The following is a 21629-nucleotide window of genomic DNA, read 5'->3' on the forward strand; positions in this document are numbered from 1 at the left end:
GCGTCAGAGTATGGGCGACCGGCGGAGGACGGAAGGGGAGCGACATGAGCGAGGAAACCCGTAGCGACGTGTACGCCGAGCTGGCCGCCGTGGGCCCGTACGGAGTCCGCCCCGGCCATGCGCTGATCACCATGGTCGAGCCGCACCCCGGCCACGAGTACGCGTACAACCGCTGGTACGAGGACGACCACTACTACGCCGGCGCGATGGCCATGCCGTGGATGTACGCCGGGCGCCGCTGGGTGGCGACCCGCGACCTCCAACTCCTGCGCTACCCCGAGAAGTCGGCGATCGCCCAGCCGGTCACCGCCGGCTGCTACATCTCCACGTACTGGATCACGGACGGCCGCTACGACGACCACATGCGCTGGACCGTCTCGATCAACAAGCGCCTCAACCGGGACGCCCGGGTCTACCAGGACCGTACGCATGTCTTCACGGCGTTCCAGGACCACGAGGTGACGGTCTACCGGGACGGGGCCGCCGGACCCCGCGACTTCCACGCTCTCGACCACCCGTACGCCGGTCTGGTCGTCGAGGTGATCGACGCCGAATCGGCCGGGCAGCGGGCCGAGTTGCTGGAGTGGCTGCGCTCCCGCCACCTGCCCAAGCGGGTGGCGGGCTCACCGGCCGCGATGGTGACCGTCTTCCGCCCGACGCCCCTGCCCGGCGACCGCATGACCTACGTCAAGCAGGTCGAGGGCGTGGAGACCAGGCTGACCCTGCTGTGGTTCCTGGAGGCGGATCCACGCGACTGCTGGGAGGCGTACTTCGCGGACCTGGAGGCGCCGGTGCGGGAGGCGGGACTGGGCAGGGTGGAGCTGGTGGCGCCGTTCGTCCCGACGGTGCCGGGCACGGACAAGTACGTGGACAGGCTCAGGTAGGTGGGTGCACCCGCTCAGGTGCTGGGCGCAGCCGAGCCCCCTCGGCAAGGACGGCGAGCTGGACGAGAGGGCTCTTCAAGTGCTGCTTGTGAAATTGTGGAAGGCGAACGCAGTCGAGGATCAGCAGATCCTCCCCCCTACGCCTTGATCGAGCCGACGAAGGTGTTCCACGCGTCGGCCGGGAAGGCCAGTACGGGACCCTCGGGGACCTTGGAGTCCCGGACGGCCATGGCCGCGCGGACCGGCGACTTGATCTCGACGCACGCGCCGTTGCCCGTGGAGTACGAGGACTTGGTCCACGTGTCCGTGGCGCCCTGACGAATTGCCATTTTTGCTCCGGAATGCCAGTTGTTGAGTTGCTGTCACCGCACGACGGATCCGACTCCGAACCCACAGCGCGGTTTGCGCCAACCCTTGGTGTGTGGTGGCGTGATCGACGCTACTCGCCAACCTCGACGTACGAAGTGACCATTCACTCGACCGGGTGGCATATTCCAGATGGGTCTTCCAGTCCGACCCTGGGACGGTGTACCTTACGGCGCTTCAGCGCGCGTACTCCTTCGCGATGTCCGCGATGAACTGCCGCGACTGGTCCGGATTCAGCGCCTGGGCGCGCAGATGCTCGTACATCACGCTGTATTTCTGCACGTCGTTGGCCTTCTCCAGGTACAGGTCGCTGGTGACGCCCTCGATGTACACGACGCTGGAGTCGGCCGCGTCGGGGAACTCGAGGATCGCGTACTGGCCGTTGAGGCCCGGGTGGGCTCCCATGTCGAAGGGGATCACCTGCACGGTGACGTGCGGCAGTTGCGACTGCTCGACGAGGTACTCCAGCTGGTCGCGCATGAGGGAACGATTGCCCACCACCCGCCGCACGGCCGCCTCGTCCATCACCGTCCACAGCCGGAGCGGGTTCTCCGGGGCGGTGATTCGTTCCTGCCGACGCAGGCGCACCTGCACGCGCTTCTCGACGTCGGTGGCGGCCGTCTCCGGCAGCGCACCCGCGATCAGCGCCTCCGCGTACTGCCGGGTCTGCAACAGCCCCGGGACGACCTGGGGGTCGTACACCCGCAGACTCGCCGCATCCGTCTCCAGCCCGATGTAGACGCTGTACGGGATGTCGCCGAAGGAGTGCCACCATCCCTGCTGGCGGCTGTCCTTGGCCATCTGCATCAGCGAGTCGACGATGCGGTGGTCCTCCACCTCGTACACCCCGCACAGGTCGCGGACGTCGCGCTGGCTGATGCTGCGCCGCCCGTTCTCCAGGCGACTGATCTTCGACTGCGACACCAGCAGCCGCTCGGCGACCTCTTCGGCCGTCATGCCCTTGAGCTCGCGGAGCCGGCGCAGCTCCTGGCCCAGCCGGCGTCGCCTGACGGTGGGATTGACATTGGACGCCACGAGACGTGCACCTCCGGCTGCGTGCCTGCACTAGCTGTACTTTGCCACTTTGCGTATCTGCTGTTGAGCAGACTGCCACCAAGGGACTTGGTACCGCTGGGAAACGGCGTATATGCGCTGCGCGGACGACAGTTCATGAGTTCATGGAAAAACGGCCGCGCGGGGCGGCGGAACCATTACGGCACCCGTATGGACGGATGGCGTACGGCCCCGCCGCCCCGCGCGGACCAGCGGCTCCCGTACCGGGTCTCGGGGACTGCCTCTGAAGGCTCGGTGCGGCGCTCGGCGGTGCGTGGTGCTGCGGTGCGTGGTGCTGCGGTGCGTTGCGGTGCAAGGTCGTGCTGGTGCTGCGGTTCGTGCTGCTCGTCGTGGGACTGCGGCTCAGTGGGCCACGACGCGCGCCATGGAACCGCGGCGCGGCTGCATCGGAACGCCACGAGCGGGTTCCGGTGCGGACCTGGCCGGTCCGGCGGCGGCCTGACGGCCGGCCGGGGCCGGGTTACGGCGTGGTTGTGCGCCCACGCCGTTCTGGACGTCCATCACGGCGTGCGCGACGAGACCGCCCATGGGGTCGTGCCTGATGAGATCCCGCAACCGGGACCGAGAGGACCGCCCCTCGTTCCCCGGGTACAGGTGCTTGCCGAGGCCGACCGCGTGCGCCAGTGCGGCGAGCGCCGCGGTCCGCGGGTCCGGCGGTACGCCGGTGCGGATCGCGGAGTCCAGTCGGGCCCTGATCTCCCGGCTGATCTCGGTGTCCGTCGCCTGGTAGCGAGTCGTCGGCAGCACTCCGCACATCTGGCCCGCCACGGCATGCACCATGCCGCACCGCTCCAGATGCGAGAGGTAGGTCTGGCGCAGTCCCAGCCGGGGCCCGCCAATCCAGTTCACTGCACGTACCGGAGCGCCACGCCTGCGCAGCAACTCCAACGCACAGTCCAATGTCGGATCTCCAGTCGGCCGTGGGGCTACCACGGCGATACGATCCCCGTCTGGGGCTATCCGTCCGGCCAGCGCCAGCTCCACTAGCTGTGCTCCGGCCAGACCGAGGTCGAGCGACTGCGGCTGTGCAGTGGTACCCGTGGCCGGGTCCAACGCCAGCAGCAGAAGCTCCTCCGGAAGTGTTCTGCGGCTCCTGCCCATCCATGCCTCCCCGCGTGGATGAAAGACAGGGTGACCCCTCTCACATTGGTCTGTCGAGGGTGCGTGACCTGTTTGTGAGGGAACCAGTAGGTATGTCGTTCTCGTCTACCGCAGGGGTTAAGCCCGCACACAGGACACTGGTACATGGTTCGGACAGCGCGTTGGAGCGGTGTTTCGGGCGGCGGTTCACGGTTCGGTAGGTCGCACGGAGGGCGTGCGGCATGGAGGAGGCATCGGTGGCGGGCGAGTCCCCCGACAGGTCGAAGCAGCGCGAGTCGTCGGCAGAACCGACGTCGGGGAACAAGGGCCCGGTTCCCGAGCCCGCCCGCGATCCCCGTCTCTCGGTGTCCCGGGAGCCCGACTCCGCCGACACGTCCGAGGCACGCGGAGGCGTGGACACGGCGACGCGGGTGTTTTCCGTACGGGATCTGAAGACCGCGGTCGAGGAGGCCGGGGGGACTGCGGCTGAGAGGCCTGAGGCGGAGGGGACCGCAGCCGAGCAGCCGGAGGCCGGGGAGGCCGCGGTCGAGGAGCCTGGGGCTGCGGAGGCGAAGGGCGCCGAGGTCGAGGATCTTGGGGCTGCGGAAGCGGCGGCCGGCGGCGACGAGGCTGCGTCCGAGGGTGGAGATTCGGCCGGCGACGCCGCCGGGACCGGGGGCGACGAGGGCGGTGACGCCCGGCTCCGGGCCGCTGTGGCGGCGTGGGTCCGCTCCGGGGACTCCGAGGGCCCCGGGAACGCAGAGAGCACCGCTGAGGCCGACGAGGACGGCGCCACGGAGACGGTGGCGGGCCCCGACGTCCGGGACGAGGCTGCTACCGACTCCGACGGGGCGGAAGAGGGGCCGGGGGACGCTGCCGCCGAGCGCGCCGAGCGCGCCGAGCGCGCCGACTCTGCCGCGGACGCAGAGCCTGCCGCGGACGCCGACTCTGCCGCGGATGCCGAGCGCGCCGAGCCCGCCGCGGACGCCGAGCGCGCCGTGCCCGCCGATTCCGCCGCGGACGTCGAGTCTGCCGATTCTGCCGAGCCCGCCGAGCCCGCCGCGGACACCCGTGCCGAAACGGGCGCCGCCGCTGAGGCGGACGTTGAGGCCCAAACGGCTGCCGACGCCGAAACGGGCGACGAGACCGAAGCCGGCCACGACTCCGGCGCCGGCAACGGGTCCAGGACGGGCGGCGCGTCCGAACCGCGTGATGTCTCCGAGACCGGCGGTGCATCCGGGACGCGCGCCGAGGCCGGCCCGGACGGCGGATCCGAGAAGCGCGCCGAAGCCAAGAGCGGCGGTGCACCCGAGGCGGGCGCCGAGCCCGGGGCGGCCGACGGATCCGAGACGCGCGCCGAAGCCAAGAGCGGTGACGCATCCGGGACGGGCGGTGCAGCCGGAGCCAAGAGCGGTGACGCATCCGGGACGGGCGGTGCAGCCGGAGCCAAGAGCGGTGACGCATCCGAGGCGGGCGGTGCAGCCGCAGCCGGTGGGGGTGCCGTTGGCGTCCGCGAACCCGCAGTCGCCGACGGTGAGGAAGCTCCGAAGGGGCCACCCGCACCCGACGACGAAAGTGGTACGGGTGGTGCGGGTGGGAGCACCAAGGCCGAAGGCGAGGCCGAGGCCGAGGACAAGCCCGTCGACCAGCCCACCGCCATCTTCAAGCGTCCCAAGCCCCAGGTCGACCAGCCCACCACCATGCTCAAACTGGGCGGCGCCAAGACCCCGGAGCCCTCCGAAGCCGAGCGCACCAGCAAGTTCGTGGCGCTCAAGCCCCTGGACGAGCCGCGCACGCCCCGCAGGCCCGCGGACGCGACCGCGCCCGTCCCCCAGGTCGGCCCCGAGCGCACCGCCCAGCAGCCGCTGCCCCCGAAGCCGCCGCTGGACCTGCTGGCCGAGCTGACGAACACCCCGCCACCGCCGCAGACCCCGGTCCGCACGATCATCCGCAGGGTCAAGATCTGGACCCCGCTGGTCCTGCTCCTCGCGATCATCTTTGCGATCGTGCAGGCCGTGCGACCGCTGCCCACCCCCACCCTCGCGCTCACGGCCGACGACTCGTACACCTTCGCCGGCACCAAGGCCGGCCTCCCCTGGCCGAACGAGGGTCAGGGCTGGCTCGACGTCGAGGGCATCGGCACGATGGGCAACTTCGGCAAGCAGACTCCCGTCGCGATCGGCTCCGTGGCCAAGGCGATGACCGCGTACATCGTCCTCAAGGACCACCCGCTGAAGCCGGGCGAGGAGGGCAAGAAGATCAAGATCGACGCGTTGGCGGAGAAGGAGGGCGGCTACGACAAGCAGCACGAGTCCACCCTCAACACCGTCAAGGAGGGTGATGTCCTCACCGAGAAGCAGGCGCTGTCGGCCATCATGATCCCGTCGGCCAACAACATCGCGCGCCTGCTGGCCCGTTGGGACATGGGCTCCGAGGCGGCGTTCATCAAGAAGATGAACGACACCGCCAAGCAACTCGGCATGAAGAACACGACCTACACCGACGCCTCCGGTCTCAAGGAGTCCACCGTCTCCACCGCCGAGGACCAGGTGAAGCTCGGCAACGAGCTGGTGAAGATCCCGGCCCTGATGGACATCACGAAGCTGCCCTACTGGTTCGACCCGTCCGGCAAGAAGTGGAAGAACTACAACGATCTGGTCCCCTACAACGGCGCCATCGGCATCAAGACGGGCACGACCACCAAGGCCGGCGGCAATCTCCTCTTCGCCGCCACCAAGGAGGTCGGCGGCGAGACGGTCACCGTGGTCGGCGCGATCCTCGACCAGCAGACGGCGCCGATCATCGACACCGTCATCCACGGCAGCAAGGTGGCGATGCTCGCCGCCCGGGATGCGCTCACCTCGACGAAGATACTGAAGAAGGGCGACGTCGTCGGGTACGTGGACGACCAGCTCGGCGGTCACACCCCGATCGTGCTCACCAAGGACGTCGCCGCCGTCGGCTGGGCGGGCCTGAAGGTGAAGCTGTCCTTCGACTCCGACGCCGTCCCGCACACCGCGAAGGCCGGCACCAAGGTGGGCACCCTCACCGTGGGCGACGGCACGAGCGGCGCGGTCAAGGTCCCGGTGGCGCTGCAGAAGGACCTCACGGAACCCGGCTTCACGGCGAAGCTCAAGCGCCTCGGCTGACAGCGGCCGCGGCTGCCCTCGCACCCCGCCGGCGGGCCCACCAGGGGGCCCTCCGACGGGGTGCGTGCTAGCGTCACGAAACGGGGCAGGCCGCCGCTCACGGGACGCGACCGGGAAATCCCCGGGGACGCGGCCGCGAACCAGCGGACAACGGGACGCGTCCCAGAACAGAAGACGGGACACCACGGGGAGTGCCTTCAGGTGGCCACTGCGGAGCCGACACGCGCCGACGACGCCGATCCGGGCCCGGGAAACGGCCCGCGAATACGCGTGCCCGCACCGCGCTCGGAGGACATGCGCGGCATGCACGGAACTGACACCGCCCGCGCGCAGCCGGGCGAGCGGGCGAACAGCGACAGGACATCACGCGCGCGGGCCGCCTTCCTCGCCCTGCGCGAGCGGATGCTGCGCCACCCGGTGCTCTCCGTCACCGCCCTCGCCGGTGTACTCCACATCGTCTGGTTCTTCACCTTCGCGAACAGTGGCGGCGATCTTGCGGCCCAGGACGCATGGGCCGAGTTCGTCGGCCGGCACCCCGACTCGGCGTACAACCTCGCCTGGTACGGCGGTATGCACCCGGTGTCGTACAGCGTGGTCTCGCCGTATCTGATGTCGGTGCTCGGTGTCCGTACGACCATGATGATCGCCGGGACGGTCTCGGCCGGTCTGCTGACGATGATCCTGATCCGCAGCCGGAGCGTGAAGAACCCGCTGTGGGCGTCGCTGGCGGGACTCTTCGCGTTCGTGTGCAACGCGGTCTCGGGCCGGGTGACCTTCGGACTGGGCACGATGTTCGCGCTGGGCGCGGTCGCCACCGTCTTCTGCTGGCCGTACAAGTGGCGCTACAAGCGATGTGCGAAGGCCCTGTGCACGGCCCCGCTGGCCGCGCTGGCGACGATGTCGTCACCGGTCGCGGGCCTGTTCGTCGGGCTGGTCGCCGTCGCCCTGTTCCTGCAGAAACGCCGTCCCGGCGCCTGGGCCCTCGGGCTCACCCCGGCCGCGGTGGTCGCCGTGTCGGCCTGGCTGTTCCCCTTCTCCGGCACCCAGCCGATGACGATCTGGTCGGTGATCCTGCCGTTCCTGTACGCCGTCCTCGCCTTCGTGCTCGTCCCGAAGGAGTGGACGACGGTCCGCCTGACCTCCGCGGTGTACGGCCTCTCGGTCCTCGCGGTCTGGCTGGTCAGCTCGCAGATCGGCTCCAACATCACCCGGCTGGCCATGCTGTTCGCCGGCGTGACGCTGGTCGCGGCCCTCCCGTTCACGGTCCCGCGCTCGCGCAAGTGGTACGTCACCGTGCTCGCCTTCGCCGGCTTCGTCGTCTGGATCGGCTTCAAGTCGGTCGACGACATCATCCACACCTCGCCCGCAGCGTCCTGGGCGCGCGAACTGGCCCCGCTGGTGAACGAGCTCCAGGGCGTCGGCGCCGAGAAGGGCCGCGTCGAGGTCGTCCCGGCCCGCTCCCACCGCGAGGCCTCCGCCCTCGCCCCGTACGTCAACCTGGCCCGCGGCTGGAACCGCCAGGCCGACATGGAGCGCAACCCCCTCTTCTACGACGACACCCTCAACTCGGCGAACTACCACGAATGGCTGCAGCGCTGGGCCGTCCACTTCGTCGTCCTGCCGAAGGGCGAGCCGGACGGCGACGGCGGGGAGCGCGAGCGGGAGCTCGTGCAGCGGGGCATGCCGTATCTGAAGCAGATCTGGGGCGACGCCAACTGGCAGCTGTTCCGCGTCACCGACCCCACCCCGCTCGCCGACCCGCCCGCCACCGTCGACCGCGCGGCCCAGGGCGAGCTGACCATCGAGGTCAAGAAGCCCGGCCGCGTCCTGATCCGCGTCCCCTACTCCCCGTGGCTCGGCCTGGTAGACACCAAGGGCAAGGGGGTGAAGCCCCCGCAGGAGACGTACGCCTCGAAGCACCGCGCGGACGGCACCCCCAAGTCGTACGACAACGTCAACGGCTGCCTGATGGAGACGCAGGAGGACGACAAGGGCGACAAGTGGACGATCCTGCTGGCGCCGAAGGCGGGCACCTACCGGCTGGGAGCGCCGTACCAGCTACCGCGCGGCACGCCCTGCCCGGACGAGCTGAAATAAGCCCGTCCGGCGTTTGAGGACGAGGCCGTTCAGGCCGAAAGCGGGGGTCTGGGGGCGGCAGCCCCCAGGGACGGGACGGGAAGGGGCGGCGGGGGCGAAGAAACCGACGCCGCCCCGAAGCCGCTCACTTCACCGGAAACGCCACATCACACACCGCATCCTCCGGCCCCGCCGCCTCCCAGTCCGCGAAGTAGATCTCCCGGCACGGCCCCGCCTGCTGAAGCCGCTGCGCCGCGATCCACTGCTCCACCGCCTCGAAGGCGGCCCCGATCTGCGGGGCGGCCACCTGGGCCTTGGTGATCCGGGTGTACGCCAGCCGAGCCGCCGGCTCGACGCGCACCCGGGTCTCCCAGGGCCGCCCGTGCTGCTCGGCCCACCCCCGGGCCGCCGCCTCGTCCGCGACCGGCACGCAGGACTCCGCAGGTCCGTCGCTCTCCATGGACACCTCGGAGTGATAGACGACGAAGGGCGCCCCCGCGACACCTCCACTGGCGCCCGCCGCCTCCTCGAGACGGTCCAGCGACGCCCCGATCCACGCCGGCAACTCGTCCTGCAGTGTGTGCCGGGACTGGGTGATCACCACCTGCTCGGGCACGTCCACCGTCTCGACCACGAACTTCCCGTACATCTCGGAGCTCCTCCCCGACAGTCGTCCACGGAGGTACTCGACGAGCGTCCGCTGCCCCGCGATGCGCGCCTCGACGTCCGCCCAGTAGGCGGCGAGCCGGTCGGCGGCCTCGGTGCCGTCCGCCTCCACCACCTCTGCGATCCGGGCGAGCGGCATGTCGAGCTGCCGCAGCAGGGCCACGAGGCGGGCCCGTTCCACCTGGTCGGCGCGGTAGTAGCGGTAGCCGCTGAGCTCGTCGACGTGCGCGGGCGCGAGCAGGCCGAGGCGGTCGTAGAGCCGCAGTGCCTTGGCCGACAGGCGCGCCCGGGTCGCGAACGCGCCGATGGTGAGCAGTTCCTCGTCCACCCGAGCAGCTCCCTTTTCGGTCGGCTCGCCCTCCGTCACCGGACGGGTCCTTTCCGCCCGGTGACGGGAACGCTCGCCCTTGCCCCAGGGGCAAGGTCAACGCCCGACTACGCGAGGGCGCTCTCCACCGCCGCCACGAGCTCCGCCGCCTCCGGCTCGGTCTGCGGGGAGAAGCGGGCCACGACCTTGCCGTCCCGGCCGATCAGGAACTTCTCGAAGTTCCAGCGGATGTCACCGCTGTGGCCCTCGGCGTCGGCGAAGCCGGTCAGACGGTCGTAGAGGGGGTGCCGGTTCTCGCCGTTCACCTCGACCTTCTCGGTCAGCGGGAAGGTCACGCCGTACGTCGCCGAGCAGAACTCGGCGATCTCCTCGGCGCTGCCCGGCTCCTGCCCGAGGAACTGGTTGCAGGGCACGCCGAGGACGGTGAAGCCCTGCTCGGCGTAGCGCTCGTGGAGGCGCTCGAGCCCGGTGTACTGCGGGGTCAGCCCGCACTTGGAGGCCACGTTGACAATGAGGACGGCCTTGCCCGCGTACTGGGAGAGGTCGGCGGAGCCACCCTTGAGGGCGCCGATCTCCACGTCGAGGGGGGCGGCGCCGTTGCTGTCTGCAGTCGTCATAAGCGGATGCTAACTCCGGTACATGTCGTCCCGGCTCTGGGCCTCCACCAGAACGTCACCGGCCGCGGTCCGTGAGTACAGCACCGAGCGGCCCGCGCGCCGCCGCTCCACCAGCCCCGCGTCCAGCAGCACCTTCAGGTGGCGGCCGACCGAGCCGAGGCCCTGGCCGGTGACGGCGGTCAGCTGGCTGGTGCTCATCGGGGCGGCGAGCAGGACGAGGACCGAGGCGCGCGCGGGGCCGAGCAGGGCGGCCAGGCTCGCGGGCGCGGGGCGGGCGCGGTGGTCGGCGAGCGTCCCCGTGCACGGGTAGACGATGGCGTACCGGTCGGGCTCCTCCCACGACACCCAGCCCGCCTCGGGTGTCACCGGCACGAAGACCAGCTCGGCGCCGGAGATCTCGCGGGGCGGGTATTCGTGCAGGTTGACCTGGAGCCGGTTCTCGCCGAGCCAGCGGGTCCGGCCCGGTCGCAGATCGTCCAGTACGGCGGCCCAGCCGCCCTGGCTGACGCGGGCGGTGCGGGCGACGACATCGGCCTGGAGGATGTGCCGCCGACGGGTCCAGTACGGCCGTACGCTCTCGGCCCAGACGTACTCGAAGAGGCGGGCCGCCCGCTCGGGCAGGTCGTCGCGGTCGAGTTCGGCGGGGAGCCGGGCGGCGGGGGAGACGGTGGCGAGGGCGACGGCGAGCTGGGCGCGGGCGTCGGCGGGGGCGACCGCCCGTACGCGCGCGACCCCCTCCTCGAAGGTCTCGCCGTCCCTGGGCGCCGGGGTGAGGAAGTCGGCGATCCAGGTCCGGCCGAGCCCGGCGCGCACCAGCCGCGCGGTCACGGGATCGGCGGCCAGCAGCGCCCGGTAGCCCGGCAGATGGTCCCGCAGCCAGGCCTGTTCGCCGGGGTGCGCGGCCTGCCGCGAGTGCAGCAGCCGCAGCGAGGCGAAGGTCTCGGCGAGCGGGGAGAGGACGAACCGGCTGCGGGCGAGGGTGTCGGCGTTGATCTGCCACCAGCCCATGACCGCCACCCGCCTTCGGAGGTTTCGCGTGTGCGCGAAACAATAACCGGCGCCGGCAGGCCGTCCCGAGACTCCGTGCATGCGCAGCTACCGAGACCTCTTCCGCACCCCGGAGTTCACCCCGTTCTTCCTCGCCTCCGCCGCCCACACCGCGGCCCAGACGATCGGCGCCCTGGCCCTCGGCACGCTGGTCTACCGGATGACCGACTCGCCGCTGCTGTCGGCGGTGAGCATGTTCGGCCCGCAGTTGGCGCAGGTGCTCGGCGCCACGTTCCTGCTCTCCGGCGCCGACCGGCTGCCGCCGAGGTCGACGCTGGCCGGCATCGGTCTCGCCTTCGCCGCCGGTACGGCCGTCCTCGCCCTGCCCGGACTGCCGGTCGCGGCCGTCTTCGGCGTCGTGCTCGTCCAGGGACTGATCGCCTCGCTGGGCGGGGGAGTGCGCTGGGGACTGCTGAACGAGATCCTCTCCAAGGACGGCTATCTGCTGGGCCGTTCGGTGTTCAACATGCTCTCCGGGCTGATGCAGATCACCGGCTTCGCGACCGGCGGCGCCCTGCTGACGGTCCTGTCCCCGCACGCCTGCCTGCTCATCTCGGCGGCGCTCTACGCCACCGCCGCCCTCGGCACCCGGCTGGGTCTGACCGCCCGCCCGCCGCGCTCCTCGGGCCGCCCGTCCGCCGCGGCGACCTGGCGCACGAACGCCCTCCTGTGGTCCTCGCGCCCCCGCCGCCTCACCTACCTCGGCCTCTGGCTCCCCAACGGCCTGGTCGTCGGCTGTGAATCCCTCTACGTCTCGTACGACCCGCACGCGGCCGGTGCGCTGTTCGCCTGCGGGGCGCTGGGGATGTTCGCCGGTGACGTGACCGTCGGCCGCCTCGTACCGGCCGCGCTGCGCCCCCGGCTGGCCACCCCGCTGCTCCTCCTGCTGGCCACGCCGTACCTGCTCTTCGCCCTGCACCCCGCGCTGCCCTGGTCGGCCGCCCTCGCCGTGATCGCCTCGGCGGGCTTCGGCGCGAGCCTCGTCCAGCAGGAACGCCTGATGGCCCTCACCCCGGACGAACTCAGCGGCCACGCCCTGGGCTTGCACTCGGCAGGAATGCTCACCATGCAGGGCGTGGCCGCGGCCCTGGCGGGTTCGGTGGCCCAACTCACCTCGCCTGCCACGGCGATGACCGTGATGGCGCTCGCGTCCCTATCGGTGACGCTGACGCTGGCTACGACTGCTGCTCGACAGCGGGCGCCGGAGCCGGCACCGGTGCTGCAGGAGCCGTAGGAGCGGCCCCCGAGCCGAACTGCTGGGCCGCCTTGTCGAAGTACCTGAGCAGCTCCACCGGGAACGGCATCACGAGCGTCGAGTTCTTCTCGGCCGCGACCTCCACGACCGTCTGGAGGAGGCGCAGCTGCATCGCCTCGGGGGTGTCCGACATGATGCGGGAGGCGTTGGCGAGCTGCTGGGCGGCCTGGAACTCGCCGTCCGCGGTGATGACCCGGGCCCGCCGCTCTCGTTCCGCCTCGGCCTGCCGGGACATGGACCGCTTCAGCGACTCCGGCAGCTGTACGTCCTTGATCTCCACGCGGTCGATGTGGACGCCCCAGCCGGCGGCCGGGCTGTCGATCATCAGGGCGAGCCCCTCGTGCAGCCGCTCACGGTCGGAGAGCAGGTCGTCCAGGTCGCTCTTGCCGATGATGGAGCGCAGCGACGACTGGGCGACCTGGCCGACGGCGAAGACGTAGTCCTGGACCTCGATGGCGGCCCGGAGCGGATCGGTCACCCGGAAGTAGACGACCGCGTCGACCTTCACCGAGACGTTGTCCTTGGTGATGCCCTCCTGCGTCGGTACCGGCATGGTGACCACCTGGGTGTTCACCTTCCGCATCCGGTCGATGAACGGAATCAGGAACGTCACGCCCGGCTGCCGGTACGACGGCAGCGCCTTGCCCATCCGGAACACGACCCCGCGCTCGACCTGGTTGACCACCCGCATACCGCTGCGCAGCACGAGCAGGGCCGCCAGGGCCACCAGCACGACCGCGACCACAGTGCCTTCCATGGCACTCCATTCCTCGAAAGGATTCCCCGTAAGGATTGAGACAAGGAAGTAGACACCGGACGGAGTTGGCCGGATGCGCCCGCACGCGTCAGGAGATCGTCAAGAAAACGATCCTCCGCGGGGGCGCGGTAGTCCTCGCGAGCGGCGTCGAATCGCCCGAGGGCGGCGTCCCGTCTCCGGTGCGCCGCCCTCGGTTGTCGTGCCGTCCTGTCAGCTCCGGTGTGCGGAGCCGTGGATCAGGAGCTCGGTCACGTCCATGTAGCTGCAGCCCGAGGGGCTCGGGTCCGTCGCGCACTTGGCGCCGTTGTCGGCGGCCTGGTTGCCGAGCATGGTCAGGCGGACGTAGCGGACGTTCTGCCCGGTGCCGGCCTTGAGGGGCACGGCGTTCTCCCGGCCGGTGTCGGCGGGCTTGAAGTGGCCCTCGGCGGCGGTGACCCAGGTGGTGCCGTCCGTCGAGGTCTCCACCCGGTAGTCGCCGAGGGACGCCGTCAGATCGTCCCCGCAGCCCGCCGTCGGGTCGATGCGCAGTTCGGTGACGTCGACGGCCGAGGGCAGCTTGACGGTGTTGTGCACCGGGTCGACCCCGGTGCCGTTGCTGCCGCCCTTGGCGTCCGAGCCCCAGACGGTGCCCGACATGTCGATCAGGCCGTTCGGTCCGCAGCCGAAGTCGGTGTTGTCGGGCCCGGTGAACTCCGTGACCGTGGCACCGCCGGAGGCGGCGGCCCAGTCGCGGCGCAGTGCCCAGTCGGCGCCGCTCCCGGAGCCGACGGAGACCGTGCGGATCTGCGGCTCGTAGCCGTTGCCGCTCGCGTACACCTTCCGGTACGTGCCCTTGGGGACGTTGTGGATCGTGTACGTGCCGTCCGCCCTGGTCACGGCGGAGAAGTCGGCGCCGGGGAAGCCGGAGGCATGGCCGCTGATGCTGACGCCGACCCCGCCGACGGGGGCGCCGGACGCGTCGTCGGTGACCTTGCCGGTGAGGGTGGTCACCGGGGTGTGCGGGCCGGGCGGCAGCGAGAAGTCCTCGTCGGGCTTGGTGTCGTCGGCACTGAGCGCCGCGGCGAAGTAGCCCATGCCCCGGTGCGCGAACACCTTCCAGATGCGGTCGTGGGCCCGGCCGCGGTTGACCACGGTGTCGGCCTGCAGGATGGCGTTGCGCTGGTCGAGGAAGGTGGGGTTGGCGGGCGACAGCTCCATCGCGCGGGTCAGCAGCGACTCGGTGAGCCTGCTGCCGAGCCGGTTGCGCAGGTCCCAGAGGGTTTCGCTCCAGATCTCGCCGTCGGCGTGCACCTCGGGGCCGCGGCGCGAGATCTTGCCGTAGTCGCCGTAGGTGTACCCGCCCTTGCCCGCCGCCGAGGTGCCGGGGCACTTGGCGGAGGTGGAGCCGACCGGGCAGTCCAACGGCTGGGAGCGGGACGGCAGTTCATCGGTCCAGTGCGGCGGGTCGAGGGCCACCTCGCCGTCCGTGCGGCGGCTGTCCTTGAGCAGACCCTGGTCGTTGAGGAAGTCCAGCGCGTACCAGTCGCTCCACGCCTCGCCCATCGCCCCGCCCTGCTGGCCGGTGAGGGCCGAGACCCCGGCGGCGTCGACGACGAGCCGGTTGGACAGACCGTGCGTGTACTCGTGGTAGACGGTGGCGGCGTCGTCGCCCCAGTTGCCCTGCAGCACCGTGTAGCCGGGCCCGGACCCGGTCAGGTACATCTGCATCGTGGGCGCCTGTCCGTCCGGTGGCGTCCCCATGTTGGCGTTGTTCAGGTGGTTCTCGTCGGGCAGCCCGTGGTCGACCGCGGCGCCGTCGTCGGTCTGCGCGTCCACGGCGTCGCCGTCCCGGCCGTCGAAGTTGCCCGCGGCCCGGGTGAAGCCGATCGGGCCGGCCTCCAGGTGGTCGTGGTAGGTGCCCAGGTAGTAGTAGACCTGCGCGGCGTTCTGCTCGCGGTTGGTCTTCCAGGAGTACGGCGTCTTCTGGTCCCAGGAGCAGGGCAGCGGGACGTCGCAGCCGGGACCGGTGACGGGCTTGAACGGGAAGGAGAACGTCCCGTCGGCCGCCGGGCTGATCTCCTCGCCCGCGTCCACCTTGTTGTTGTCGTCGACGTCGCTGAAGACGTGCGCGATACGGCCGTCGAGGGTCTTGGCACCGACGGGCAGCCAGCCCCGGGTCGTGAGGTGGCGGGTGCGCTGCTTGCCGCCCTTGGGGGCGCCGGGATAGCGGTCCCAGACGAGGACCTTGCCGGTGCGCGGGGGCGTGGCCGCCGAGGAGGACAGGGGCTGACCCGAGGAGGGCGCCGCCCCGGACGCCGCCGACAGGTCGTCGGAGAGGTTCTGCCGGTACAGGACCCGGCCGGTCGCCGCGTCGACGACGTGCAGCCACATGCCGTGGCCGTCGGGCACGGTGACCGTCTGCCAAGCGCGCCGGGCGGTGCCTCCCGGCCCTGTGTAGACGACCTGCTTGGCGGTGTCCTGCTTGCCGGCGCTGTCGGCCTCGGCTCCGGCGATGTCACGCACCGCGGTGTGCTTGGCCTGCGTCGACGTGACTCGGCCGGGGGCCAGCTGCGCAGGCAGCTTCGGCACCGGGGAGCCGAGCACGCTGATCAGCCGCCCGTCGCGGGAGACGTTCGCCTTGACGCCGTTGCCGAACACCGGGACGCCGTCGACCGACTGGACGAACGACAGATGGCGGACCCCGGCGACGTCGGTGTACTCCTTGCGCAGGGTCAGGTCACGGACCTGCCCGGCGGAGAGACCGAAGACATCGGGATGGTCCCGCAGATACTGCCGGACGATGGCCTCAGGGCCCTTGTCGCTGCGGGGTGTCAGATACCCGTCGAGCTTGGCCACCTGCCGCGCCGTACCGGTGGCCGGGTCCAGTTCGAGCACGCCCTGAGCCCCGAGCTGCTGGCGCAACTGCCGTACACCGGGCCGACTTTCGGCCTTCATCAGCCCGGCATCGCGGCGCACCAGCGTCTGCTGAGAGGGCGCGGACGGCGTGGGTGACGGGCCGTCGGCCGAGGGGACGCCCGGGGTCGCGTTCGCGGCGCCGGGCAGAAAAGCGACGGCCAGCGTGAGGCCGGCCGTCGCGGTGAGTATGGTCGCGCGTCTCGCGCGCGAGGAGGCTCTCGTCATGTTCAACGCCTCGTGGGGGGTGAGGGATCCAACGGCCGTGGTCGGCGGCCGAGTTGTACGCCTCGTACCCTTTCAAGGCGACCTGCACGACAGAAGACCTCAAAGATCAGATGTCACAGAAGTCACACAGGCGTCATGCAGCGAAGGCTGTCCGGATCAGTGGGCGGCCAACGACGCCGTGAAGTCCGTCCATGCCTTGGGGGGCAGGCGGAGTATCGGGCCGTCGGGGTCCTTGGAGTCGCGTATGGCCACGACGGCGGGGATGTTGCGGGCGACTTCGACGCATTCGCCGCTGCCGCTGCTGTAGCTGGACTTGAGGAAGTCGAAACCAGTGATCAATTCATGTCCTCGCTGATGCTCTCGATCAGGCTGAGCGAGTCCCTGGGGGCAAGGCTCAGCCTCGCGGTGCGGTCGAAGAAGGAGCCGTACATGGTGCTTTCGGACTCGCTTTCGATCCACACCGTAGCCGCGATGCTGTCGACGTGGACCACGTCCACGGCTTGGGCCTCGGCGAAGGAGATGATGTTGAAGGCTCCTGCCATGCAGGCGTGGCCGCCCGCACGAAAGGGCAGTACCTGGATCCGCACGTTGGGGAGCTGGGCCACGTCGAGCAGGTGCTGCAACTGCGCGCGCATGACCTCGGGACCGCCGATCTGTTGCCGGAGTGCGGCCTCCCAGACCACCGCGTACAACTGAAGCGGCTCGGGTCCCGACAGCCGGGCCTGACGCTTCATCCGTACGTCAACAACCCCTTCGATCTCGTCCGGGTCCTTCCACAGTCCTTCGCTGACCACAACGGCCCTGGTGTACTCGGGAGTCTGCAACAGGCCGGGGATGAACGACTGCTGCCATGTGCGTACCTGACTGGCGACGTCCTCCATGGCGATGTACTCGGAGATGGCCTCGGCCTGCGGAGCGTGCTGCCACCAGCCCTTCGCCTTACGGCGCTCCCGGTCAAGCCGGGCCAGGTTCAGCAGGCGTGCCACGGCTTTGGAATCGTCCAAGCCGTACAGCTCGCACAGTGCGCGAATGTCGATGTCCCGCATCGGCACCCAGCCCCGCTCCATCTTCACGATCTTCGAGTTGGTCGCGTTGAGGATGTCAGCGGCCTGCTGCTGAGTCTTTCCAGCCGCATCGCGGAGGCGCAGCAGTTCCCCACCGAGTCGGCGCCCCAAGACAGTTGACGCCCGGTTACCAGTTGGCGCGGATCGGTTCACGGGATGCGCACCTCCATGCCCGACACCAACCCCAATCCCAACCCCGAACCCCTCCGCCACGAAGACCAACTGGACTACACCCCCGTCCCTCGCAGCGTCGCCCTCGCCCGCCGCCGCACCGCACGCCTTGTCACCGAGTGGGGACATCCGCACCTCGCCGGAGACGTCGCCCTCGTCGCCAGCGAGCTCATGACCAACGCCCTGCTGCACGGCAGCCTGCGTGACCGACTCATCCGGCTGAGGATCACCGCTACGGCCGCGATGCTCCGCGTCGAGGTCAGTGACCCCCGCGGGGAGCGGCTGCCGTGCCCGCGGGACGCAACCGGCGAGGATCAGTTCGGGCGAGGGTTGGCGCTGGTCGGAGCGCTGGCGGACGGCTGGGGTGTCGCACCACGGGTGGGTGTGGGCAAGACCGTCTGGGCGGAATGGGGCTTTGGCCCCACCCTCTGCGGCGGCGATCCGCTCGCGCGCACGCGGGAGTGAGCCCGCCCGGGGGAAGCCATCTGGCTGCGAGTGTGACACTTCGCGGAAATGTGTCGCACTTTCCACGACCCGTCGGGCGGTCCCGTGGCAGCGACGCACCGCTCAGCCTCGTAGACCCCCATGCCGGAAGGGCGCTCGATGAGCGGAAAGGGGCGTCCATGACCACGGCGTACGCGAACGGAAACGGCCCGCTCATTCCCAGGCCCGAGCTGACACTGCCGACTCTGCGACAGGCCGTGGCGACGGTGACCCCCTCCCGACTGCCCGAGTTCTTCGAGGACCTGCAGAAGGCGTTCGTCCGCGCCGGGGACGAGGACAGCGTCGTACCGATCCGCATGTTCTGCCGGCAGTGGGGCGTCGTGGTGGAGATCGAGCGGCACCCGGAGACGGCCCGTCGACTGCACGCCGCCGAGCAGGCCATCAACAGCTCGGACCCGGACGTACGCGAACGTGCCATCCGCGAGGCCGGAGAGATCGTACGAGCCGCACACCGCGAGGTCGCCGTGGGCTGACCGGCGCTGGGGGCTGTTCCAGGACGACCTGCTGGACGGACTCCCGGATGCGGCACGTGCCGAGACCGAACGGCCGGCCAGCGAGAACGCCGTACGTGAGTCGATGGTCTTCCTGGAGGGAGCCGCCTACACCGGACCGGGCCTGGCGTGCGGACCGAGAGCCGTGGCCTCCTGATGCTCACCTACCTGACCGATGTCCGTGGTGAGCGGATGGTGGTCGTGCAGGTGAGCTGGTTCGGCTGAGGCGCGACCGGATCCAGGCCGTATCGATGGGGTCCCCTGCCTGCGGTATTTCCGTGAACAAGGCTCTGTTGCTGCCTTGGGGCCGTCGGAGGCCATTCATGACGTGCAGGGAAGGTCCGGCTTGGTCGCTGAACTGAGCTCCGAGGGCGGGGCCGATCACACGGCCACCGTCAACCATCAGCTGGGATCGAACTGCCAAGCATCACCCGGGATCGGACAAGCCCCACACGTCCGACTGAGTTACAAGTTTCTCTACTGGTTCAAGGCGGCTCGCTCCGCTCCCCGCGCGCGCCCCGGCCCCCGGCCGGGCCTGTGCTCCTGTCTCCGCCCCGCTCCAACCCGGCGGGCGCCCGCGCCGCGCCGTCAGCGATCAGCCGCCTGACGCGAAGGAGTGGTACGTCGTGGCTGGGGCGGTCGGCTACACGGCTTTAGCTTGTTCTTCTTCTTCTGGCCTCGAACGGTGTCCCGAACGAGGTCACTCACCTGGGCATTCGCCGGACATGTGGGTGGCCTTCGTCTGATCCTGTGCTCCGTCACGAGGAGAACCAGTCGAAGGCCGTTGTCATGAGTGTGGTGTGCCCGGATGTCCGACGGGAAGCGTTCGCGGAAGCGTCACGCTTCCGAGCAGAGTTCTACGAGTGTCTGACCGCCCGGCGTGACGAACTGTTCGAACTGGCCGACGCGCTGTTGTGCATCGACGGGCCGGTCACCTCACCGGTGGACCTGACGATGGTGCCCGAGCACCGGCGTGGGCACGGCGCGTTGTACGGAGCTCTCAACCGGGGCCGGTTCGACGTCGAGAAGCTGCGGACCCTGCTCGCCGGGCTGCCGTTGCCCCGGTTCGAGGGCGGCCGCCTGGTGCTGGCGGTCGACGTGTCGCCGTGGCTGCGCTCGGACGCGCCGTGCTCGGCAGACCGGCTGTTCTGCCACGTCTACGGCCGGGCGAAGTCCGCCGCCCAGTTCATCCCGGGCTGGCCGTACTCCTTCGTCGCCGTCCTCGAACCGGGAGCGACCTCGTGGACGTCGATCCTTGACGTGGTCCGGCTCGGACCCGAAGATGATGCGACCGCCGTCACCGCCACCCAACTCCGGGCGGTGGCCGAGCAGCTCATCTCAGCTGGCCAGTGGGCGCTCGGCGATCCGGACATCACGATCGTCATGGACGCGGGTTACGACGTCACCCGCCTGGCCTGGGTCCTGCGGGATCTTCCTGTCGAGCTGGTCGGGCGGATTCGCAGTGACCGGGTGATGCGGCTGCCGAAGCCCTCGCCCAAGGAATACGCCCTGGCCTATCCCCATGGTGGCAGGCCGCCGAAGCACGGCAAGGAGTTCCGCTTCGCCAAACCCGAGACCTGGCCCGAGGCGGCGGTCACCACCGTCACCGACACCGCCAACTACGGCAAGGCCGAAGCCCAGGCGTGGGACCGCGTCCACCCGAGGCTGACCCACCGCTCGGCCTGGCTGGAGCACGACGGTGAACTCCCCGTCGTCGAGGGCACTTTGGTCCGGTTGAAGGTCGAGCACCTCTACAAAGAACGGGAAGCACCACCGGTCTGGCTGTGGTCCTCCACGACCGGCGCCGCCCCAGCAGACGTGGATCTGTGGTGGCAGGTGTTTTTCAGGAGATTCGATCTCGAGCACACCTTCAGGTTCGGAAAGCAGATCCTCGGCTGGACCACCCCGAAGGTTCGTACTCCCCAGGCCGCGGACCGGTGGACATGGCTCGTGGTCGTCGCCCACACCCAGCTCCGCCTCGCCCGGCCGCTGGCCGCCGACCTCCGTCGGCCCTGGGAGAAGCCGGCCAAGCCCGAACGCCTCACCCCGGCCCGTGTCCGCCGGGGGTTCAGGAACATCCGAGCCCACCTGCTCTGCCCGGCCCGTGTTCCCCAACCTCGCGGCGCTGGTCCCGGACGACCGCCCGGGACCAAGAACCGCCATCCCGCACCCCGCTACGACGTTGGTAAAACCGTCAAACGGCCCGAGACCCTCAAGGCCATCGGCAGACCCGGCCGATCTTGGTAGATAAAGAACAAGTTTAGAGGCCGTTCGCTTTCCGAATGCCGTGCGCGGATTCCGCTGGTCAGGCATGTGCTTGGGGCTGTGGCGGGAGTCTCGACTCGTTGCTGATCGATTCGGCCTGGGGGTGGCAGATGCCGTCGATGCGGGCGGTCCTGGAAACGCGGCGGAAGACCGCTGCCGTGCGGGTAGAGGAGCTTGAAGCCGAACTGGAGCGGGTGCGGGCGGACTTGGTGGAGGCCGAGGAGGTTGGCCTCTTGGTTTTCGCTGGCCTCGACATCCGCGAGCTACCAAGAGGCCCTTCCTCCATGCATCGGCCCCTGACAACTCACCCGAACCAGGACCCCGTTCGAACCTGTCCGACCGCGCGAACGGATAGAGAACAGGCAGTTACGGAGCCACTTTGGCGCGAGCCTCGAAGATCACGGCTCCAACGTCGTGCTTTACCGGGCAGGTCCACAGACCGCCCGACGCGCCGGAGGCTTACGGGGCCATGATCACTCGCGTCAAAGCCGCTCCACCCCAAAGCCGCTCCGTAAGGTGTTTGGCGGTCCGAAAGAGTGGGGTGTGGCTCTAAAGTCGCTTGCCCCCGGTGGCTCCGGTGGAGTGGCCGCCCTGCTCTTCGGGACGCCCGGGCCGCTGATTTACTGACGTTGTTGCCGTGATGTCGTGGGGGTGAGGCCGGTTTCCTTGAGGCAGCCGTCGATGAGGTTGCTGCGGTACTGAATCTGCCGGAGCC

The 21629-nt window shown here is 70.0% G+C and carries 17 protein-coding genes; 7 read left to right on the forward strand and 10 right to left on the reverse strand.

Translation table 11 applies throughout. The features are described 5' to 3' along the window. Nucleotides 1-44 precede the first annotated feature (44 nt). Nucleotides 45-884, forward strand: a complete 840-nt coding sequence (locus ACFY1E_RS45875; protein WP_389088009.1) for a hypothetical protein — start codon at nt 45-47, stop codon at nt 882-884. A gap of 137 nt (nt 885-1021) precedes the next feature. On the opposite strand, the gene ACFY1E_RS45880 is transcribed toward ACFY1E_RS45875, so the two are convergent. From ACFY1E_RS45880 to ACFY1E_RS45890, 3 genes are all read right to left on the reverse strand, one after another. Then, on the reverse strand, nt 1022-1213 hold the full coding sequence (locus tag ACFY1E_RS45880) for a DUF397 domain-containing protein (RefSeq protein WP_078912651.1): 192 nt from the start codon (nt 1211-1213) through the stop codon (nt 1022-1024). A 214-nt stretch (nt 1214-1427) separates the two neighbouring features. Continuing rightward, complete coding sequence (locus ACFY1E_RS45885; RefSeq protein WP_030940853.1) at nt 1428-2285, reverse strand: helix-turn-helix transcriptional regulator; 858 nt, start codon at nt 2283-2285, stop codon at nt 1428-1430. A 381-nt stretch (nt 2286-2666) separates the two neighbouring features. Then, on the reverse strand, nt 2667-3425 hold the full coding sequence (locus ACFY1E_RS45890; protein ID WP_099929556.1) for a GPP34 family phosphoprotein: 759 nt from the start codon (nt 3423-3425) through the stop codon (nt 2667-2669). 221 nt (nt 3426-3646) lie between these two features. Here ACFY1E_RS45890 and ACFY1E_RS45895 point away from each other — a divergent pair, with 221 nt between their 5' ends. Further along, on the forward strand, nt 3647-6553 hold the full coding sequence (locus ACFY1E_RS45895; RefSeq protein WP_389088013.1) for a D-alanyl-D-alanine carboxypeptidase: 2907 nt from the start codon (nt 3647-3649) through the stop codon (nt 6551-6553). Nucleotides 6554-6754: 201 nt separating this feature from the next. Further along, a complete protein-coding gene (locus ACFY1E_RS45900; protein ID WP_389088015.1) occupies nt 6755-8650 on the forward strand; it encodes an MFS transporter in 1896 nt (631 codons plus the stop codon). Nucleotides 8651-8774: 124 nt separating this feature from the next. Here ACFY1E_RS45900 and ACFY1E_RS45905 read toward each other — a convergent pair whose 3' ends face one another. From ACFY1E_RS45905 to ACFY1E_RS45915, 3 genes are all read right to left on the reverse strand, one after another. Continuing rightward, a complete protein-coding gene (locus tag ACFY1E_RS45905; RefSeq protein WP_389088018.1) occupies nt 8775-9623 on the reverse strand; it encodes a MerR family transcriptional regulator in 849 nt (282 codons plus the stop codon). 107 nt (nt 9624-9730) lie between these two features. Further along, complete coding sequence (locus ACFY1E_RS45910; RefSeq protein WP_389088020.1) at nt 9731-10240, reverse strand: glutathione peroxidase; 510 nt, start codon at nt 10238-10240, stop codon at nt 9731-9733. A gap of 9 nt (nt 10241-10249) precedes the next feature. Beyond that, complete coding sequence (locus ACFY1E_RS45915; protein WP_389088023.1) at nt 10250-11248, reverse strand: helix-turn-helix domain-containing protein; 999 nt, start codon at nt 11246-11248, stop codon at nt 10250-10252. A gap of 79 nt (nt 11249-11327) precedes the next feature. Here ACFY1E_RS45915 and ACFY1E_RS45920 point away from each other — a divergent pair, with 79 nt between their 5' ends. After that, nucleotides 11328-12521, forward strand: coding sequence for an MFS transporter (locus ACFY1E_RS45920; protein ID WP_389088025.1), 1194 nt, complete (start codon nt 11328-11330; stop codon nt 12519-12521). On the opposite strand, the gene ACFY1E_RS45925 is transcribed toward ACFY1E_RS45920, so the two are convergent. From ACFY1E_RS45925 to ACFY1E_RS45940, 4 genes are all read right to left on the reverse strand, one after another. Next, the gene (locus tag ACFY1E_RS45925) at nt 12463-13299 is read right to left on the reverse strand and encodes a slipin family protein (RefSeq protein WP_389088028.1); all 837 of its coding nucleotides are present in this window, start codon (nt 13297-13299) and stop codon (nt 12463-12465) included. The genes ACFY1E_RS45920 and ACFY1E_RS45925 overlap by 59 nt on opposite strands. A 210-nt stretch (nt 13300-13509) precedes the next feature. After that, the gene (locus tag ACFY1E_RS45930; protein ID WP_389088030.1) at nt 13510-16419 is read right to left on the reverse strand and encodes a M36 family metallopeptidase; all 2910 of its coding nucleotides are present in this window, start codon (nt 16417-16419) and stop codon (nt 13510-13512) included. A 156-nt stretch (nt 16420-16575) separates the two neighbouring features. After that, nucleotides 16576-16755 carry a DUF397 domain-containing protein gene (locus tag ACFY1E_RS45935; protein WP_389088053.1) on the reverse strand — a complete coding sequence of 60 codons (180 nt, stop codon included), beginning with the start codon at nt 16753-16755 and terminating at the stop codon, nt 16576-16578. Further along, nucleotides 16755-17594, reverse strand: coding sequence for a helix-turn-helix domain-containing protein (locus tag ACFY1E_RS45940; RefSeq protein ID WP_389088033.1), 840 nt, complete (start codon nt 17592-17594; stop codon nt 16755-16757). Before ACFY1E_RS45940 ends, ACFY1E_RS45935 begins: the two co-directional genes overlap by 1 nt. A gap of 57 nt (nt 17595-17651) precedes the next feature. On the opposite strand from ACFY1E_RS45940, the gene ACFY1E_RS45945 reads away from it, so the two are divergent. From ACFY1E_RS45945 to ACFY1E_RS45955, 3 genes are all read left to right on the forward strand, one after another. Next, a complete protein-coding gene (locus ACFY1E_RS45945; RefSeq protein WP_389088036.1) occupies nt 17652-18119 on the forward strand; it encodes an ATP-binding protein in 468 nt (155 codons plus the stop codon). A 158-nt stretch (nt 18120-18277) separates the two neighbouring features. After that, on the forward strand, nt 18278-18631 hold the full coding sequence (locus tag ACFY1E_RS45950) for a hypothetical protein (RefSeq protein WP_389088038.1): 354 nt from the start codon (nt 18278-18280) through the stop codon (nt 18629-18631). A gap of 807 nt (nt 18632-19438) precedes the next feature. Then, nucleotides 19439-20896, forward strand: coding sequence for an NF041680 family putative transposase (locus ACFY1E_RS45955; protein WP_389088056.1), 1458 nt, complete (start codon nt 19439-19441; stop codon nt 20894-20896). The last annotated feature ends 733 nt before the right edge of the window (nt 20897-21629 follow it).

This window comes from Streptomyces sp. NPDC001604, from assembly GCF_042893475.1.
GTDB lineage: Bacteria > Actinomycetota > Actinomycetes > Streptomycetales > Streptomycetaceae > Streptomyces.

Excerpts from the sequence above, each read along its gene's own strand:
- ACFY1E_RS45925 (WP_389088028.1), bottom strand. The coding sequence starts at position 13,299 with ATGGAAGGCACTGTGGTCGCGGTCGTGCTGGTGGCCCTGGCGGCCCTG.
- ACFY1E_RS45930 (WP_389088030.1), bottom strand. The coding sequence starts at position 16,419 with ATGACGAGAGCCTCCTCGCGCGCGAGACGCGCGACCATACTCACCGCG.
- ACFY1E_RS45920 (WP_389088025.1), top strand. The coding sequence starts at position 11,328 with ATGCGCAGCTACCGAGACCTCTTCCGCACCCCGGAGTTCACCCCGTTC.
- ACFY1E_RS45875 (WP_389088009.1), top strand. The coding sequence starts at position 45 with ATGAGCGAGGAAACCCGTAGCGACGTGTACGCCGAGCTGGCCGCCGTG.
- ACFY1E_RS45950 (WP_389088038.1), top strand. The coding sequence starts at position 18,278 with ATGACCACGGCGTACGCGAACGGAAACGGCCCGCTCATTCCCAGGCCC.
- ACFY1E_RS45910 (WP_389088020.1), bottom strand. The coding sequence starts at position 10,240 with ATGACGACTGCAGACAGCAACGGCGCCGCCCCCCTCGACGTGGAGATC.
- ACFY1E_RS45880 (WP_078912651.1), bottom strand. The coding sequence starts at position 1,213 with ATGGCAATTCGTCAGGGCGCCACGGACACGTGGACCAAGTCCTCGTAC.
- ACFY1E_RS45915 (WP_389088023.1), bottom strand. The coding sequence starts at position 11,248 with ATGGGCTGGTGGCAGATCAACGCCGACACCCTCGCCCGCAGCCGGTTC.
- ACFY1E_RS45895 (WP_389088013.1), top strand. The coding sequence starts at position 3,647 with ATGGAGGAGGCATCGGTGGCGGGCGAGTCCCCCGACAGGTCGAAGCAG.
- ACFY1E_RS45955 (WP_389088056.1), top strand. The coding sequence starts at position 19,439 with ATGAGTGTGGTGTGCCCGGATGTCCGACGGGAAGCGTTCGCGGAAGCG.
- ACFY1E_RS45945 (WP_389088036.1), top strand. The coding sequence starts at position 17,652 with ATGCCCGACACCAACCCCAATCCCAACCCCGAACCCCTCCGCCACGAA.
- ACFY1E_RS45890 (WP_099929556.1), bottom strand. The coding sequence starts at position 3,425 with ATGGGCAGGAGCCGCAGAACACTTCCGGAGGAGCTTCTGCTGCTGGCG.